We start from the raw sequence: 15,679 nt of genomic DNA on the forward strand, positions 1-15,679 counted from the left end.
GTGAATACTCCGTGAATTATTCTTTGGTCACGCGATTGAGTTCTTCTAAACCAATTAAACCCGCTTTCACTTTACGCAAACCGGATTGCCGTAAATCAGAAACACCTTCGCGCCGCGCTTGATCAGCAAGTTGCACTGCATCGCCGCCTTCCAGAATAAGGCGCGTAATGGCTTCGGAAATTTTCATCACCTGAAAAATACCCACCCGCCCTTTATACCCTTTATTACACATTTCGCAGCCCACCGGCGCATAAATCGTCACGCCCGCATCTAAATCTTCGGATGTAAATCCTTCGCGTAATAATGCCTCGCGGGGAATATCAACCGGCTTGCGGCAATGCACGCACAATCGCCGCGCCAATCGCTGTGCCATAATCAGCAACACTGAAGAAGCGATATTGAACGGCGCAATGCCCATATTTGCCAAACGAGTTAGCGTTTGCGGCGCGTCATTAGTGTGCAGCGTGGAGAGTACCAAGTGACCGGTTTGCGCCGCTTTCACCGCAATTTCAGCAGTTTCTAAATCCCGAATCTCACCAACCATCAATACATCCGGGTCTTGACGTAAAAAGGCGCGTAATGCGGAGGCAAAAGTTAATCCTGATTTAGGATTTAGATTCACCTGATTGATACCCGGCACTTGAATTTCTACCGGGTCTTCTACGGTTGAAATGTTAATTTCGGGTTTATTGAGCAGGTTGAGCGCGGTATACAACGACACAGTTTTACCCGAACCGGTTGGACCAGTAACTAAAATCATGCCGTAAGGTTTTTTAATTGCCTTGAGAAAATCCTCGCGCTGTTCTGCTTCAAAACCGAGCGCCTCAATACCAACCTGTGCGGAAGAAGAATCTAAAATCCGCAGCACCACTTTTTCGCCATAGACCGTCGGTAACGTATTGACACGAAAATCAATATCCCGCGAGCGACTTAATTTCAAACGAATACGCCCATCCTGCGGCACCCGCCGTTCGGCGATATTCATCCGCGACATGACTTTGAGACGAGCGGTTAAACGTCCCGCCGTATTTAATGGCGGATTGGCAACTTCACGCAAAATACCATCTTGACGAAAGCGAATCCGAAAAAACTTTTCAAAGGGTTCAAAGTGAATATCTGATGCACCGCCAGTAATCGCATCCACGAGAATTTTATTGATATAGCGCACAATCGGTGCATCATCAACATTGACATCCGAATCATCATTTTTGTCTTCTTCTTCGGGTGATAAATCGAGCTTTTCTAAATCCGAGTCTGCCACTTCACCCACGTTGGCAGTATCTTGCGCTGCAATTGCCGTTTCAATCGCTTTACTCAGCCGATCTTCTTCAACCAAAATCGCATCAGTTGCCAAGCCAGTATTAAAGCGGATTTCTTCCAGAGCTTGATCGTTGGTGGGGTCGGACAACGCCAAAAATAAGCGATTGCCGCGCCGTAATAATGGCAAAGCGCGATGCTTACGAATTAAGCGTTCATCCACCAAATTGAGTGGCAATGTCGCTAAATCCATCGCACTGAGATCAAGCAACGGCACGCCAAATTCGTGCGATGCCGCAATTGCAATACGGCGACTATCTAATAACTTTTCATCAATTAAATAGCGGACAAAGGGACGACCTTGTTGCTGGGCGTCGTTATATGCAGTCCTCATTTGCGCGTCAGAAAGCAAATGATCGTTGACCAGCCGCTGCGCCAATCCAGAAGGTTTTAATGTGGGTGCTTCAGTTGACATGGGATGCCTTTGCTTGCGCGGTTAGGAAATTCCCACCCTGTATTTCAATAGGGTTTTAAGCCACCAAGTGCTGTTGCAGCGCCGGGGTTGTGCCCCCTTGCGGCAAGGGGGCGCGGGGAAAACTAGCGATTCATCGTGAATGCCAGCCGCACATTGCTGGCAACTAAACCGTTATCTTTTTGATCACTTTCGTTAATATAAAACTCCAACACGGTTTCCCGATTGGCAAGCATATCTTCATTCACATCTTCTGCTAACTCGTTGATATGACAAAACACGCTGGCATAAGGCGACAACGCATCACGCGGATCAGTAATCCACAAATTGGGTGAAATATGATCCATGATGCGCAAAAAGCCGTAGCCTTTATCAGCAAACCATTTGGTACACACGCCGCGCACACAGGAGCCAGCTTTACCCCATTCATTGCGCGGTTCATAGTTGATCGGCAATAAATCAGGAATCACAAATCCTGAATAATAGGCATCAACTTCTTGCTGAAGCTGGCGCGACACGTTCTTAAATCCAATCAATTCCACGCGGCAGCCGGTATTTTGCAATGCCTCAACGACCTGTAAAAAATCACCGTCGCCAGTCACCAATAACACTTGATCCAGTTTATTGGCCTGTAACATGGCATCAACTGCCATATCTAAATCCGCATTGGCTTTGGTGGTGACATTACCCATCTCATCGGTATAGCGCCGCACTAATTTAACGGTAATCTTCCACCCAAAATCACGCACCATCTGTTGATACGTCTGCGCTTTCTTGCGATATTCAATATCTTCTTTAGCGCGTTCGGCATCAAAAGCCATGTAAGTATTTAATCGTTGTAAAGTACCGCCTTCGCGGGCAGCAAAACGCCGCAGCACGTCATAACGCATTTGATAGCCGCCGTTATAACGGACATTTTCAGCATCAACAAAGACACCAACCCGAACATTTGCACTCAAAATAGCAACTCCAATCGTTCATTCAATTTGTAACAAAGAATCATCAAGACGCTGCCGCCGTAATAAAGATGACGGCAGCATCTTGCGCGGTTATTGATTCGCGCGGTTTTCAATCAAATCAGTGACCACTGCTGGGTCTGCCAGCGTAGAAATATCACCGAGTGAATCAATTTCATTGGCGGCAATTTTGCGCAAAATCCGCCGCATAATTTTACCGGAGCGCGTCTTCGGCAAACCCGGTGCCCATTGAATAATATCGACAATCGCAATCGGGCCAATTTCAGTGCGCACCAGCGTCACCAATTCCTTTTTCAGCGCGTCAGTCGGTTCGATGTCCGCCATCAAGGTGACGTAGGCATAAATGCCTTGTCCTTTCAAATCATGCGGATAGCCAACCACTGCGGCTTCGGCAACCTGCGGATGCAAGACCAGCGCCGATTCAATTTCTGCCGTGCCGAGGCGATGCCCAGACACGTTGAGCACGTCATCAATGCGCCCGGTGATCCAGTAATACCCGTCGTTATCGCGCCGTGCGCCGTCGCCGGTGAAGTAATAGCCGGGATATTGGCGGAAATAGGTGTCGGCAAAACGGGCGTGATCGCCGTACAGCGTCCGCATCATGCCGGGCCAAGGACGCGATAACGCCAGCGCACCTTCGCCAGCACCTTCAATCACCGTCCCTTCGGCCGGATCGACCAACGCCGGCAGCACGCCAAAGAACGGACGGGTTGCCGAGCCGGGCTTGAGCGGCGTGGCACCGGGCAGCGGCGTGATGAGATGGCCGCCAGTTTCGGTTTGCCACCAGGTGTCCATGATCGGGCAGCGACTGTCGCCGACGATGTGGAAATACCACTCCCACGCTTCGGGATTGATCGGTTCGCCAACCGAGCCGAGCACGCGCAGCGATTGGCGCGAGGTCTTTTTCACTGGCTCTTCACCCGCCCGCATCAGCGAGCGAATCGCAGTCGGGGCGGTGTAAAAGATATTGACCTGATGTTTATCAATCACTTGCCAGAAGCGCGACATATCGGGGTAATTCGGGATGCCTTCAAACATCAGCGAGGTCGCGCCGTTCGCCAGCGGGCCATACACGATGTAGGTGTGACCCGTGACCCAGCCCACGTCAGCGGTACACCAATAGACCTCACCTTCTTGATAATCAAAGGTATATTTATGCGTCATCGCCGCATAGACCAGATAACCGCCGGTGGTGTGCTGGACGCCCTTCGGTTTTCCAGTGGAGCCGGAGGTGTACAAAATAAACAGCGGGTCTTCGGCATCCATTTCTTCTGGCTCGCACTCGGCAGCCGCTGCCGCGATTTCCTCGTCGTACCAAATATCGCGCCCTTCCGTCCACGCCACTGCGCCACCAGTGCGCCGTACCACGACGACGGTGTCCACGCTGGGGCATTCCGCCAGCGCGGTATCGGCGTTCTTTTTCAACGGGATATGACGTCCGCCGCGCACGCTCTCATCTGATGTGATGACCAATTTGCACGCGGAATCCAACACGCGGTCGCGCAGCGAATCCGGCGAAAAGCCACCAAAGACAATCGAATGCACCGCGCCGATGCGGGTACAGGCCAACATCGCCACTGCCGCTTCAGGGATCATCGGCAAATAAATGCAGACGCGATCACCTTTGCCGACGCCCCGCGCTTTGAACACGTTGGCGAGTTTGCACACTTCGGCATGAAGTTCGCGGTAAGTGATTTTGCGATCCACTTCTGGATTGTCGCCTTCCCAGATGATGGCGACCTGATCGCCGCGAGTGGCGAGATGGCGATCCAAGCAGTTGTAGCTGACGTTGAGCTTGCCGCCTTCAAACCAGTTGATGTGCAAATCATCCGCTTTGAAGCTGTAATCCAGCACGTTCGTCCACGGCTGCGACCAGCTCACAAATTGATTAGCTTGCTCCGCCCAAAAACCCGCCGGATCGTCAATTGAACGTTGATACATTTCCGCATATTGCTCGGCATTAACGTGCGCTTTTGCGGCAATCGCAGCGGGTACGGCATACAGTTTTTCTTCTGACATCTGTTTATTTTCCTCGTGGTGGTAGTGACTAAAAAAAAGCGCAATTCATTCAATCTCGCGCCGCTAAAAAAAAGTTGTCAATTGACGGTAACAACGCTGTTTTTTACTGACAACTGCAAACTGACAACTTTATTTATTCAACATAAAAATTCTGCCAACCGCAGCGCCCGTCCGTCCGCCCGATGCGCAGCCTGCGCTAAAAACAATTCGGCCGCAGCCAACGCATCACTCAGCGCATTGTGGGCAGCGTAGCGCGGCAGATTGTAATGATGACCGAGCGCGTGGAGACGTAAATCCGACACTTTGAACGGAATTTGCCGCCGTTCAAACGTCCGCAGCGCCAGCGCCTGCGTGTCCACAATCCGCAGCGGCAAACCGCAGCCCCACAATTGGCGACACGCCGTGCTTAAAAACCGCTGCTCAATGCTGGCGTGATGCGCAATCAACACCTTGCCCGCCAGCACCGGCAACAATTCGCTCAACACATCGCCCAGCTCGCCGCCCCGCGCCGCTTGATCGTCAGTGATGTGATGAATCACCGCGCTGGCTTCGGGAATCGAGCGATCAATCCGCACCACGCGATGTCGCGCCGTCGCCAACTCAATTTGCATGGCGTGTAGCATCACATAACCGACACTCAAAATCAGATCACGGCGCGGGTCTAAGCCGGTGGTTTCCAAATCCAACGCCACATAATCGACCGTTCGATAATCGCTGCGCGGCGACACCAGCGGCTGCTCCAAATACTCGCGCAGCGCCCCGGGTGCAACGCGCCGCCGCCACCATCGCCGTTGCCAGTCGCAGAATACTGGCATCAGCTAAATTTCCCCGCTTGATAGCGTTGCCCCAACGCCTCCTGCATCGCGTTAATCAACACAAACGCCTCCTTCAAATGCCCGCGTTCCAGCGGCGACAACGCATCTGGTGACACAAAATTATCCGCCTTCTGCCCGGCGCGGAGCTGTTGGGCTTGATGGCGGATGCGCAAAGTGCCAATGAATTCTAGCGCGTCGCCGAGATTGGCTGCGCCATCACGACTCAACGCGCCACACTCCGCTGCTGCTTTGAGCCGCTCGCTGGTGTTGATTTCAGGAATGCCGGCGGCGAGCGCCGAGACTCGCGCTAAATCAATAATCGGAACGATGCCGCGATGTTTGATGTCAAAGGTGTGATCGTGATCGCCGCCCTGAATCAAAACGATATTGCGGAAAAAACCCAACGGCGGGCGATTTTTCAGCGCGTTGGCGGTGAGATACGCGAGGAACAATTGATTAGAACGCGATTGTTCCAGCAGCTTATCCTGCAAACCGGCGTACAAATTGGCGGGATCGTGCAGCGGGCGTAAATCAAAAAAGACGCTCGACAACATCAGCGCCAGCGGATCGGGCTGACGAATCCAATTCATAAAATAACGCTGCCACACCCGCAGCGGCTGCCGCCATTTCGCCGTCGAAGCCATCACCTCGCCGGGGCAATAGACGAAGCCGCAGGCATTCAGCCCGTCATTCACGAATTTCGCCAGCGCCGCAAAATAAACATCATCTTCTGGCTGCATCTCGTCTGCCACTAGCAGCGCGTTATCTTGATCGGAATGCGAGGACTGCTCGCGCCGCGCTTGTGAACCGCCGACCAGCCACGCATACGGCACCGGCGCTGCGCCGAGCGCCAATTCCGCCAATTCCAACAGGCGCAAAGTCAACGCATCAGTAATGGCGCTGATCGCTTGCCCGACGGCATTGGCAGTCGCGCCGCCGCTGATTAAATGCACCTGCAATTCCGCCAACTTGGCGCTAATCTGCGCCAGCGCCGTCACCGAGCTGGCGCGGTGAATGTCACCGACGAGATAGACGGAATTGGTGCTTTGAAAGCGCGTTAAATCGGTAGACGACAGCAGCCCAGCGACGCGCCCGCCATCCAGCACCGGCAAATGGTGTACGTTTAAGCGCGTCATGGTCATCAGGGCTTGAAATCCCAGCGTATCCATATCAACGGTTTGCAGCGTTCGCGTCATAATCGCGCTCACCGGCTGCGACGTGGGCAACTCGGCGGCGATGCAGCGACTGCGCAGATCGCGGTCAGTCACCATCCCCACCAACTGCTCGCCGTCCATGATGAGCAATGACGAGACATGCTGCGCCGACATGATTTGCGCCGCAGCGCGGATACTGAGTTCCGGCGGGGCGGTGATGGGATCGCGGCGAATCATGTCGCGCACCGGCACCGTCATCAGCCCGGTGCCGGTGGCAGGTGCGGCGACCATGACATCCAGCGCCCGGCGCAGCCGATGCGCGGCTGAGGGTTCAAAATAGGCGGCACAAGCGGGATGATCGCGGCACAATTGCGCCAGATCGCTACACGGCAGCGTATAAACCAGCGTATCCTCTGCCGTCACGCCGGGTGCGGCGGGTGCGGCATCGCGGCAAGCGTGAGCGTAGAGATCGCCTTCCGCCAACTTGCCGAGCAATTCGCCTTGTGCATCATGCAGTTCGACTGCGCCCTTGCGCAAAATGTAGAGTGCTGGCGCGGCAGCATCAGGTGGTGGAAACGGCGAACCGCGGCGGAAATAGCGCACCGTCAATTGCTTGGGCAAGCGGGCAAGCGCCGCGGGGGGGAGTTGATCGAACGGCGGGTGATTGGCTAAAAAATCCTGAATTTCGATCAGTTCAATGTCCATTGATTGGCTAACCCCAAGTAATGACAGATTAAGGAGCAGTTTAACATTGCAATCACTTGAGAAAAACTTAATTGTTGCGCTGCGCCATGCTACTGCGGCGGCGCATGAATCAATTGAGCAATTACCCATCATGTGCCGCATCATGTCGGCGACAGTAACGCGCCTTGACTATTATTATTATCTATTGGTGTTGCGTGAATTGTATACGCCATTGGAAGCAGCGTTGTATACGACCGTTGCTGCTGATATACAGACACGACTTGGAGTGCGCCCAAAATTACCAGCATTGCTGGCTGACTTGAATGAACAAGCGGCACTGAATACCGAGGAACAGAATGCAAGTGCTGAACTGCGCAAACATGTTTTATTAGCTCCAGCAATGCAAGATGTGAATCATTTGGTTGGCAGTTTTTACGTTTTAGAAGGCGCGACACTGGGCGGACGCATTATTGCACGTCATTTGCAAAAAGTATTGGGCGCTGAATTAGGCGGAGCACGGTTTTTAGATTTTCATGGCGAACACACTTCCGCAGTGTGGAAACAATTTGCTGGCGCTCTGGATGATTTATGCGGCGAAGGCTATTTAGAACCCAACGCGGTGATTAACGGCGCATTGGCAACGTTTGCTGATTTATATCAGCAATTGGCGCAGTGTGAGTGAGGTTAAAACAGTGACCACAACCGCCCGTTATGATGCTGCGCAATTTCCTAAACCCAGTTTACCTGCGCTTCCGGTATTATCGTCATTAAAATTAAATCGAACCGCATCAAATACGATACCAGCAGGAGTGTTAACCTGTACTCATCGCGTTCATCTTTACAGCGGACGCTACGCGATTTTTCTGGCGTTACAATGCGCGAACATTGGTGCTGGAGATCGCATTTTAGTACCGGCATATCATTGTCTGGCGATGATAGAACCGTTACGGTTATCCGGTGTTGAGCCAGTGTATTATCCGCTCAATGCTGATTTATCTGTGACTGTGACAGAACTTTCAAAGCGGATTGATCAAAACGTTAAAGCAATTATTGTTGTACATTATTTTGGATTTCCACAAAACTTTCAAGCAATTCGCCATCTTGCAGACCAATATCATTTGATCATGTTAGAAGATTGTGCTCATACCTGCTTTGGGCAGAAAGAAGGAATTGGCGTTGGTCATTTAGGTGATTATGCAATTGCCAGCACGATGAAATTTTATCCCAGCGTTCACGGCGGGATACTTGCATCTGCGCACCATGAACTTAAAACCGATGGTCTAAAACAGCCTTCTTTTGCGGTAGAAGTGAAAACATTGATCAATGGTTTAGAGCTTGCGCACCAATACGGGCGTCTCGCTTATTTTGGTAAGTTATTAAAAATGATTGCTTGGTTAAAGCTGCTGGTGTTCAAACTCAAATCTCCGAGCACCAACAAGGTTATTTCAGCAAATAAAACCAATCAAAACCCTCCTCCTGAATATGCAATGTCTCCAGCTTGGCTGGGTTGCCAAGCCTCGCGGGTGAGTCAGTTTTTCATGCAGCAGACTCGAATTAACGATCTCGTGCAAATGCGCCAAGCGCATTATGATCAGTTTTTGGCTGCGTTACAGAATCGCAGCGACTGTCGTCCGCTTTATCCCATCAGGACACCTGAAAGTGTTCCACAAGTGTTCCCGCTGTATGTGAATAATTGCCTACCTGTTTTTGTGCAACTTAAAAAACAAGGTGTTCCTATTATTCGTTTTGGTGAATTTCTTGATGATGCGGTCACTGGCAACACTTGTCAGGTTAGCTTGGATTATGCTGAACACGTTTTGCAGTTTCCATGTCACCAGAGTTTAAGTAAGGTTGAAGTGAAATGGATCATTGCGCGTTTGATCCTTGCTTTAGATGCAAATAGCGACATTTAGTGACACTTAAACTGGAATAATAGAATGTTAGAATGGACATTGCTTCCGATACAAAATTTTGAAGCGTATCGCCAAGAATGGGACGCACTTAACAAATCCTACTACGGATCGGCGTTACTTGAATCACGGTTTGTTACGTTGCTCATTCGCCACTTTGGAACGTCAAAAGTTAAACTAGCGATAGGTCGACAGGATCAAGCAATTGTTGTGATGACATTACTTGAACCGAATGTGTGGGGCACAGTGTGGTCAACTTTTCAGCCTGCGCAAGCGCCACTTGGTTTATGGTTGGTTACACCAACCTTGAATCAAGAAACTGTCGCTCAATCACTAATGGCTGCGCTTCCTTGGACTGTTGGTTTATTAGGGATAACGCAGCAAGATCCAAATTTTGTTCCAAGACCAGCGCACACTTCCTGTTTACGAACATTAGATTATATTCACACAGCTCGAATTTGTACGACAGCTTGTTTTACAGAGTATTGGGCGGCTCGCGGTAAAAATTTGCGCCACAATTTGAAACGGCAGCGGAACCGGTTAGAACGCGAAGGTATTGTGTTACGTTTAGATGTCTGTCAACAACCTGAACTCATTGTTGAGACTATTAATGATTATGGTCGCTTAGAAAGCGTTGGCTGGAAAAGTGTGTCTGGTACTGCAATTTCTGCACACAATCAACAGGGTGCTTTTTATACGGAATTGTTAAAAAATTATGCAGAAACAGGAGATGCAGTTGTTTATCGCTATTTTTATGGTGATCGCGTTGTTGCTTGTGATTTATGTATTACCGGTTATGGTGTTATCAACTGGCTTAAAACAACCTATGACGAAAATGAAACCACATCCTCACCTGCTGCATTATTACGTCAGGAGTCGTTTGAGCAGATATTTTCAAATCCACTTATAGAATCTATTGAGTTTTATGGTTCGGTAATGGATTGGCATACGAAGTGGTCTGATGAGATTCGCACAACGTATCATATCAACGTGTACCGTTGGGCATGGTTAGCTAAATTACATGATAGGTATAAAGATGTTAAAAATAAGTTACTGTTTGAAGCTACTGAACGATGATACTTGCTGAAAAATGGGTGTTACATATGATCAATTTAGACTGAGGAAACACCGATTTATTTAGTAAGCGACCGTACTCTGGTTAGTCCCGCTACATGCTATTTAATCAATGCTTCCTTGAGTATTTCGTCACCCTTTACTGAAAAAAGCGTATCAAGCAAGAAACCTAATACATAAAAAAATAAGGTAAATCTGATTGTTTGCACAATTCAGCAGCATTTTTAGTCACTCACTTGCTGATTTACCAAATCAAGCACAGCTACTACTTGCCCGCTCGGAACAGAACAGTTTTGATCTTGGCTTTGATTGGTTTGTGCTGTTGGCTGACATGGCTTTAGATGCAGATGACCAAATCAGAATTTACGTCACTTATTCTGATGACACTCAACATCACGTTCAGTGTGTGTTGCCGCTTAAATATAAAACTGCATCACGCGAGCTTTTTGCACTAACGAATTTTTATACGTCACTTTATGCTCCAGCACTTGTGCACACTAACGCGCTTGCCATCATGGTTGCTTGCTTTTCGGCAATTCGCCATGACACTTCCGCTTGGCATTCGCTCCGCTTACAACCGCTTGCTTATGATACAAATGAATACGCGCAGATTAAAACTGCATTGCATCAGGCTGGATGGTTAGTTTTTGAATTTTTCTGCTTTGGTAATTGGTATCTTCCGATTGTCACCACGAACTATGATCTCGTGCTTGCAACTTTTCCATCACGAGTGAAAAGCACGCTGAAACGGAAACGAAAACAGTTTTTAACGATTGCCAATGGTTGTTTAAGTATCACCACCGGCGGTGTGCATTTAGAACAAGCTATTCAAGAATATGAATGCGTCTATAACGCAAGTTGGAAAAAACCAGAACCTTATCCAGAGTTTATTCCAGCATTGATTCGGTTGTGTGCCCAACGCGGTTGGTTACGTTTGGGATTAGCCTATATTGATGGCGAAATTGCTGCCGCACAGATTTGGATTGTGTGTTATGGACGCGCTGCAATTTATAAATTGGCTTATGATGCACGCTTTGAGCACTATTCAGTCGGCACGTTATTGACCGATCATTTAATGCGTTATGTCATTGAAGTCGATCACGTTAGCGAAGTTGATTATTTGATTGGTGACGATCCCTATAAACGTGATTGGATGACGCATCGCCGTGAACGCTGGGGATTGATTGCGTATAATCCGCGCACCGTATTGGGTATATTGGGTGCGCTTGGACAATTCACTGGACATCTGTTAAAGCAACTTTCGCATTGGTTATCACAGTTTCGTGCGCATTGACTGCTAAAACAGATTCAGTCTGGTTGCAGTTTCAATTGCACAGTCGCAGTCGCGCAGTAGACTCCTGTGACCTTGTGCAGAATTCACTCACTATGATACGATTCCGACCCTTTTACTCACACAGTCGTTGACGCGCAGGAATTCTCATTATGTCTCAGGTCTGCCAAGTGACCGGTAAACGCCCACTCACCGGTAACAACGTTTCGCACGCTAACAACAAGACCAAGCGGCGGTTTTTACCCAATCTTCACGAACATCGCTTCTGGGTCGCTACCGAGAACCGCTTCGTGAAACTGCGTGTTTCTGCAAATGGAATGCGCACCATTGACAAAAAAGGGATTGATGTCGTGCTCGGTGAAATCCGCGCTCGCGGTGAACAAGTTTAATTCGGAGGATTGACTGATGGCTAAAGCAGCCCGTGAAAAAATTCGCCTGAATTCAAGTGCAGGCACAGGTCATTTTTATACGACCACCAAGAATAAGCGCAATCAACCCGGCAAGATGGAAATCAAAAAGTTTGATCCCGTCGTCCGCCAGCATGTCATGTATAAAGAAGGCAAGATCAAGTAACTTCTCTCTGCCACACGATTGCAATTGAGTGTGGCTTGATCTTTCCCCCTCGCTGTTAAAAAAACGCTCAACCGCAACTTAAGTCGTATTGAGCGTTTTTAGTTTTCTTTCTCGCGCCGTTTATTCGCAATTATTCAACACCTCCACCCGCCAATTCGATTGACGCGCACCACTATTAAACGGTCGTTTTTCATTCTTTTAGGAGCATCCCCGTGTCGGCTCGATCCGCATTGGAATCTGCCCAACAAACGGTTATTGACGCGCTGACGGCTTTTCTCGCCGCCCCGCCCGCCGGCACGCCACCCGAAGTGATTGCGGTCTTGACCCAGCTCAACGGTCACTCGGCAACCGCGTTGCCGCCGCGCCTGTTTTTTGCGGCAGTGGAGCAAGCGCCCGTAGCGATTTCAATCACCGATCCGGCTGCCACCATTTTGTATGCCAATCTCGCGTTTGAGGCGCTCACCGGCTATGACCGCGCCGATATTTACGGCAAAAATGAGTCGATTTTGTCCAATAACGCCACTCCGCCCAGCGTTTATGCGCAGTTGTGGCACACGATTTCCAATAAACACACTTGGAGCGGCACCCTCGTCAATCGCACCAAACAGGGCGGCGATTATCTCGCTGAGTTGATTATCGCGCCGGTGTTTGGGGCGAACGGCGAGTTGCAGTATTTCCTCGGAATGCACCGCGACGTGACCAAGGTTCACGAGCTGGAAGGTGCCCTGCGCCAGCAAAAAGCGCGACTGGAAACCGTGCTGGATGCCGCGCCGGTGGTGATGGCGCTGCTCGACAGCGAAGGGCGCGTCATTCTCGATAATCAGGATTACAAACAGCTCCTGCATGAACTGCACGGGCGCGAACCCGTCACCGTGTTGCAAGCGGCACTTGATGCCCAACTCGGCAGCGACGCCTTCGCCGCCTGTCTTGACGGGCGCAACTTCAAACACATCACCGTCAGTTTGGAGATTCCCGGTCAACCCACGCCGCGCTGGTTTTCCTGCTCGGGCACTCGCGTGGAGGAAACCGATCCCTCAGCGCGGAGTTATTTCGGGCAACAGTGCCCCGCCGAACGGCGGCTGCTGTTACTCGCCAACGATGTCACCGCGCATCGCCGTGAAATTGAACGCGCCCAGCTCGAACATCTCCGCGCCAGCTTGGCCGAACAGCAATTGATGCACGGAATGCGCGAGGCGCTCGCCGCCGCCATTTATCAAATCCAAGGCCCGCTCAACGTCATCAACGCCGCTGCCGGCATGTTGCGCAGCGGCGCGGGCAACGTCGAAACGCTGGCGACCACGCTCGATCAAATCAGCATCTCCGGCAGCAAGGCGTTGGCCACGCTGCGGGCGGCGCTGCCGGAAGAACCCCGCGAAATCGGCGTTTCCGTCAATATCAACGCCCTGCTGCGGCAAGTGCTGGAATTGGAAACCGGACGCCTGTTGGCAACCGGCGTCATCGTCGATTGGCAGCCAGCGACCGTGCTGCCGGAATTGCCCGGACACCAAAATCAACTGCGTTCGCTGTTTAAGCATTTGTTAGATAACGCGATTCAAGCATTGCAAGAAGCTCGTCCCGCGCAGCGCGAGTTGCGCCTCACCACCCGCCGTTTAGAACGCGGGGTCGAAATTGAAATCCAAGACAACGGTCACGGCATCGCGCCGGAGGAACGGTATCGCGTGTTTGAACCTTTTTATGTGGGCTGGCGCGACCGGCGCGGACGCGCCGGCATGGGGCTGGCGCTGGCGCAGGCAATTGCCACCGCACACGGCGGCTCTCTCAGCGTCGATGTTGAGCATCGTGGCGGCTGTTTAATGCGCGTGGCGTTGACCGCCGCGCTGCCGGACGAATAACCGTGTCAGACAGAACCACGCATTTCTCAGCTCTCACTGGCACCGAGACGGCGCAACGGCTGGCGCGGTTAGAAGCGCAACTCGCCGCCCTGTTTGAAGTCAGCAGCGTGTTAAGTCGCTCGCTGAATCTGCGCGAAACGCTGCGCGAAGTGCTCGGCGTGTTGCACGAGCGCAGCCGTCTCAGTCACGGCATGGTCTGTTTAGTGGACGACGAGCGCGGCGAATTGCTCATCAGCGCCATTCACGGCAGCGATGCAGCGGCGTTGGAACGGGTGCGCTATCAACGCGGCGAAGGCGTACTCGGGCGCATCTTGTCCACCAATGAAGCGTGGATTTTGCCGCGCATCGCCGATGAACCGCGCTTTTTAGATCGGCTCAATTTGTACGATGCCGCGCTGCCGTTTATCGGCGTCCCGATTCGGGTGGGCGACAGCGGCGCGATTGGCGTATTTGCGGCGCAACCGCCCGCTGGCGCGGAATTGCTGGCAGAACGGGCGCGATTTTTGGAAATGGTCGCCAATCTGATCGGGCAAGCGGTGCGGCTGGCGCGAACGGTCGAGGCCGAGCAGCAGGCGCTGCGTGAGGAGCGCGACAAGCTGCGGCGCGAGGTCAAAGGCAGTCACGGTTTTGACAGCATCATCGGTCGCGCCAACGCGATGCGGCTGGTGTTTGAACAGGTGCGCCAAGTCGCCAAATGGAATACGACGGTGCTGATTCGCGGCGAATCTGGCACCGGTAAGGAATTGATTGCTAACGCCATTCATTACAATTCGCCCCGCGCTCGTGCCGCGTTTATCAAGCTCAACTGCGCGGCGCTGCCGGACAATTTGCTGGAGTCGGAATTGTTCGGGCACGAAAAAGGCGCGTTCACTGGCGCAGTCGCGCAGCGCAAAGGTCGGTTTGAACAGGCCGACGGCGGCACTTTATTTCTCGATGAAATCGGCGAAATCAGCCCGGCATTTCAAGCCAAGTTGCTGCGCGTGTTGCAAGAAGGTGAATTTGAGCGCGTCGGCGGCGGGCGGACTTTGAAGGTGGATGTGCGGGTGATTGCGGCGACCAACCGCGATTTGGAGGCGGAAGTGCGGGCGGGCGAGTTCCGCGAGGATTTGTATTATCGGCTCAACGTGATGCCGATTCGGATGCCGGCGCTGCGCGAGCGCATTGAAGATGTGCCGGAGCTGGCGCGGTTTTTGGTCAACAAGGTGGCGCGAATGCAGGGGCGCGAGCTGACGATCACCGATAGCGCCTTGCGGGTGTTAATGCGCTACGACTGGCCGGGCAATGTCCGCGAGTTGGAGAATTGCATGGAACGGGCGGCGGTGATGAGCGAGCAGGGCATGATTGACCGGGAAGTGATTCAACTCACCGGCATCGAAGTGAGCGCCAGCGGCAGTGACGCGGCACCTGCGCCGAGCGCCAGCGTCGCGCCGAGTGCGGTGGATTGGAATGATCCCGATCTTGACGAGCGCGAGCGGGTGATTGCGGCGTTGGAAGAAGCGGGCTGGGTGCAGGCGAAGGCGGCGCGATTGCTGAATATGACGCCGCGCCAGATCGCGTATCGCATCCAAACGCTCAATATCCGCGTGCGGCAGTTTTAAGC

General features: G+C 51.8%; 13 protein-coding genes. 8 read left to right on the forward strand and 5 right to left on the reverse strand.

The window, feature by feature from the left end; all coding sequences use genetic code 11:
• Nucleotides 1-16: 16 nt before the first annotated feature.
• The 5 genes from pilB to CKO12_RS01935 form a co-directional block, all read right to left on the reverse strand.
• Nucleotides 17-1,732: a type IV-A pilus assembly ATPase PilB gene (gene pilB, locus CKO12_RS01915; protein WP_200153040.1), complete on the reverse strand. Its 1,716-nt coding sequence runs from the start codon at nucleotides 1,730-1,732 to the stop codon at nucleotides 17-19.
• Between the two features lie 122 nt (nucleotides 1,733-1,854).
• Nucleotides 1,855-2,688: a LabA-like NYN domain-containing protein gene (locus CKO12_RS01920; RefSeq protein ID WP_200153041.1), complete on the reverse strand. Its 834-nt coding sequence runs from the start codon at nucleotides 2,686-2,688 to the stop codon at nucleotides 1,855-1,857.
• A 90-nt stretch (nucleotides 2,689-2,778) separates the two neighbouring features.
• Nucleotides 2,779-4,725 carry an acetate--CoA ligase gene (acs, locus tag CKO12_RS01925; RefSeq protein ID WP_200153042.1) on the reverse strand — a complete coding sequence of 649 codons (1,947 nt, stop codon included), beginning with the start codon at nucleotides 4,723-4,725 and terminating at the stop codon, nucleotides 2,779-2,781.
• Nucleotides 4,726-4,862: 137 nt separating this feature from the next.
• Nucleotides 4,863-5,540: an exonuclease domain-containing protein gene (locus CKO12_RS01930; protein WP_200153043.1), complete on the reverse strand. Its 678-nt coding sequence runs from the start codon at nucleotides 5,538-5,540 to the stop codon at nucleotides 4,863-4,865.
• Nucleotides 5,540-7,399, reverse strand: a complete 1,860-nt coding sequence (locus CKO12_RS01935; protein WP_200153044.1) for a putative nucleotidyltransferase substrate binding domain-containing protein — start codon at nucleotides 7,397-7,399, stop codon at nucleotides 5,540-5,542. The genes CKO12_RS01930 and CKO12_RS01935 overlap by 1 nt, the downstream gene beginning before the upstream one ends.
• 46 nt (nucleotides 7,400-7,445) lie before the next feature.
• On the opposite strand from CKO12_RS01935, the gene CKO12_RS01940 reads away from it, so the two are divergent.
• The 8 genes from CKO12_RS01940 to nifA all read left to right on the forward strand — a co-directional run bounded on the left by CKO12_RS01940 (nucleotide 7,446) and on the right by nifA (nucleotide 15,677).
• Nucleotides 7,446-8,060 (forward strand): biliverdin-producing heme oxygenase, encoded by a 615-nt coding sequence (locus tag CKO12_RS01940; protein WP_242466155.1) that lies wholly within the window; start codon nucleotides 7,446-7,448, stop codon nucleotides 8,058-8,060.
• A 10-nt stretch (nucleotides 8,061-8,070) separates the two neighbouring features.
• Nucleotides 8,071-9,291 (forward strand): aminotransferase class I/II-fold pyridoxal phosphate-dependent enzyme, encoded by a 1,221-nt coding sequence (locus CKO12_RS01945; protein ID WP_200153046.1) that lies wholly within the window; start codon nucleotides 8,071-8,073, stop codon nucleotides 9,289-9,291.
• A gap of 24 nt (nucleotides 9,292-9,315) precedes the next feature.
• Nucleotides 9,316-10,365: a GNAT family N-acetyltransferase gene (locus CKO12_RS01950; RefSeq protein WP_200153047.1), complete on the forward strand. Its 1,050-nt coding sequence runs from the start codon at nucleotides 9,316-9,318 to the stop codon at nucleotides 10,363-10,365.
• A 511-nt stretch (nucleotides 10,366-10,876) separates the two neighbouring features.
• Entirely contained in the window at nucleotides 10,877-11,656 is a 780-nt protein-coding gene (locus tag CKO12_RS01955) for a GNAT family N-acetyltransferase (RefSeq protein WP_207146218.1), read from the forward strand.
• A 149-nt stretch (nucleotides 11,657-11,805) separates the two neighbouring features.
• Nucleotides 11,806-12,042, forward strand: coding sequence for a 50S ribosomal protein L28 (gene rpmB, locus CKO12_RS01960; protein ID WP_200153049.1), 237 nt, complete (start codon nucleotides 11,806-11,808; stop codon nucleotides 12,040-12,042).
• 16 nt (nucleotides 12,043-12,058) lie between these two features.
• Nucleotides 12,059-12,226: a 50S ribosomal protein L33 gene (gene rpmG, locus CKO12_RS01965; protein ID WP_005222974.1), complete on the forward strand. Its 168-nt coding sequence runs from the start codon at nucleotides 12,059-12,061 to the stop codon at nucleotides 12,224-12,226.
• A 212-nt stretch (nucleotides 12,227-12,438) separates the two neighbouring features.
• A complete protein-coding gene (nifL, locus tag CKO12_RS01970) occupies nucleotides 12,439-14,079 on the forward strand; it encodes a nitrogen fixation negative regulator NifL (protein ID WP_200153050.1) in 1,641 nt (546 codons plus the stop codon).
• Nucleotides 14,080-14,081: 2 nt separating this feature from the next.
• A complete protein-coding gene (gene nifA / locus CKO12_RS01975) occupies nucleotides 14,082-15,677 on the forward strand; it encodes a nif-specific transcriptional activator NifA (protein WP_200153051.1) in 1,596 nt (531 codons plus the stop codon).
• Nucleotides 15,678-15,679 lie beyond the last annotated feature (2 nt).

This window comes from Chromatium okenii (assembly GCF_016583745.1).
GTDB classification, from domain to species: domain Bacteria; phylum Pseudomonadota; class Gammaproteobacteria; order Chromatiales; family Chromatiaceae; genus Chromatium; species Chromatium okenii.

Coding starts and splice junctions, on each gene's coding strand:
- pilB (WP_200153040.1), bottom strand. CDS start 1,732: ATGTCAACTGAAGCACCCACATTAAAACCTTCTGGATTGGCGCAGCGG.
- acs (WP_200153042.1), bottom strand. CDS start 4,725: ATGTCAGAAGAAAAACTGTATGCCGTACCCGCTGCGATTGCCGCAAAA.
- CKO12_RS01930 (WP_200153043.1), bottom strand. CDS start 5,540: ATGCCAGTATTCTGCGACTGGCAACGGCGATGGTGGCGGCGGCGCGTT.
- CKO12_RS01935 (WP_200153044.1), bottom strand. CDS start 7,399: ATGGACATTGAACTGATCGAAATTCAGGATTTTTTAGCCAATCACCCG.
- CKO12_RS01950 (WP_200153047.1), top strand. CDS start 9,316: ATGTTAGAATGGACATTGCTTCCGATACAAAATTTTGAAGCGTATCGC.
- CKO12_RS01955 (WP_207146218.1), top strand. CDS start 10,877: ATGGTTGCTTGCTTTTCGGCAATTCGCCATGACACTTCCGCTTGGCAT.
- rpmB (WP_200153049.1), top strand. CDS start 11,806: ATGTCTCAGGTCTGCCAAGTGACCGGTAAACGCCCACTCACCGGTAAC.
- rpmG (WP_005222974.1), top strand. CDS start 12,059: ATGGCTAAAGCAGCCCGTGAAAAAATTCGCCTGAATTCAAGTGCAGGC.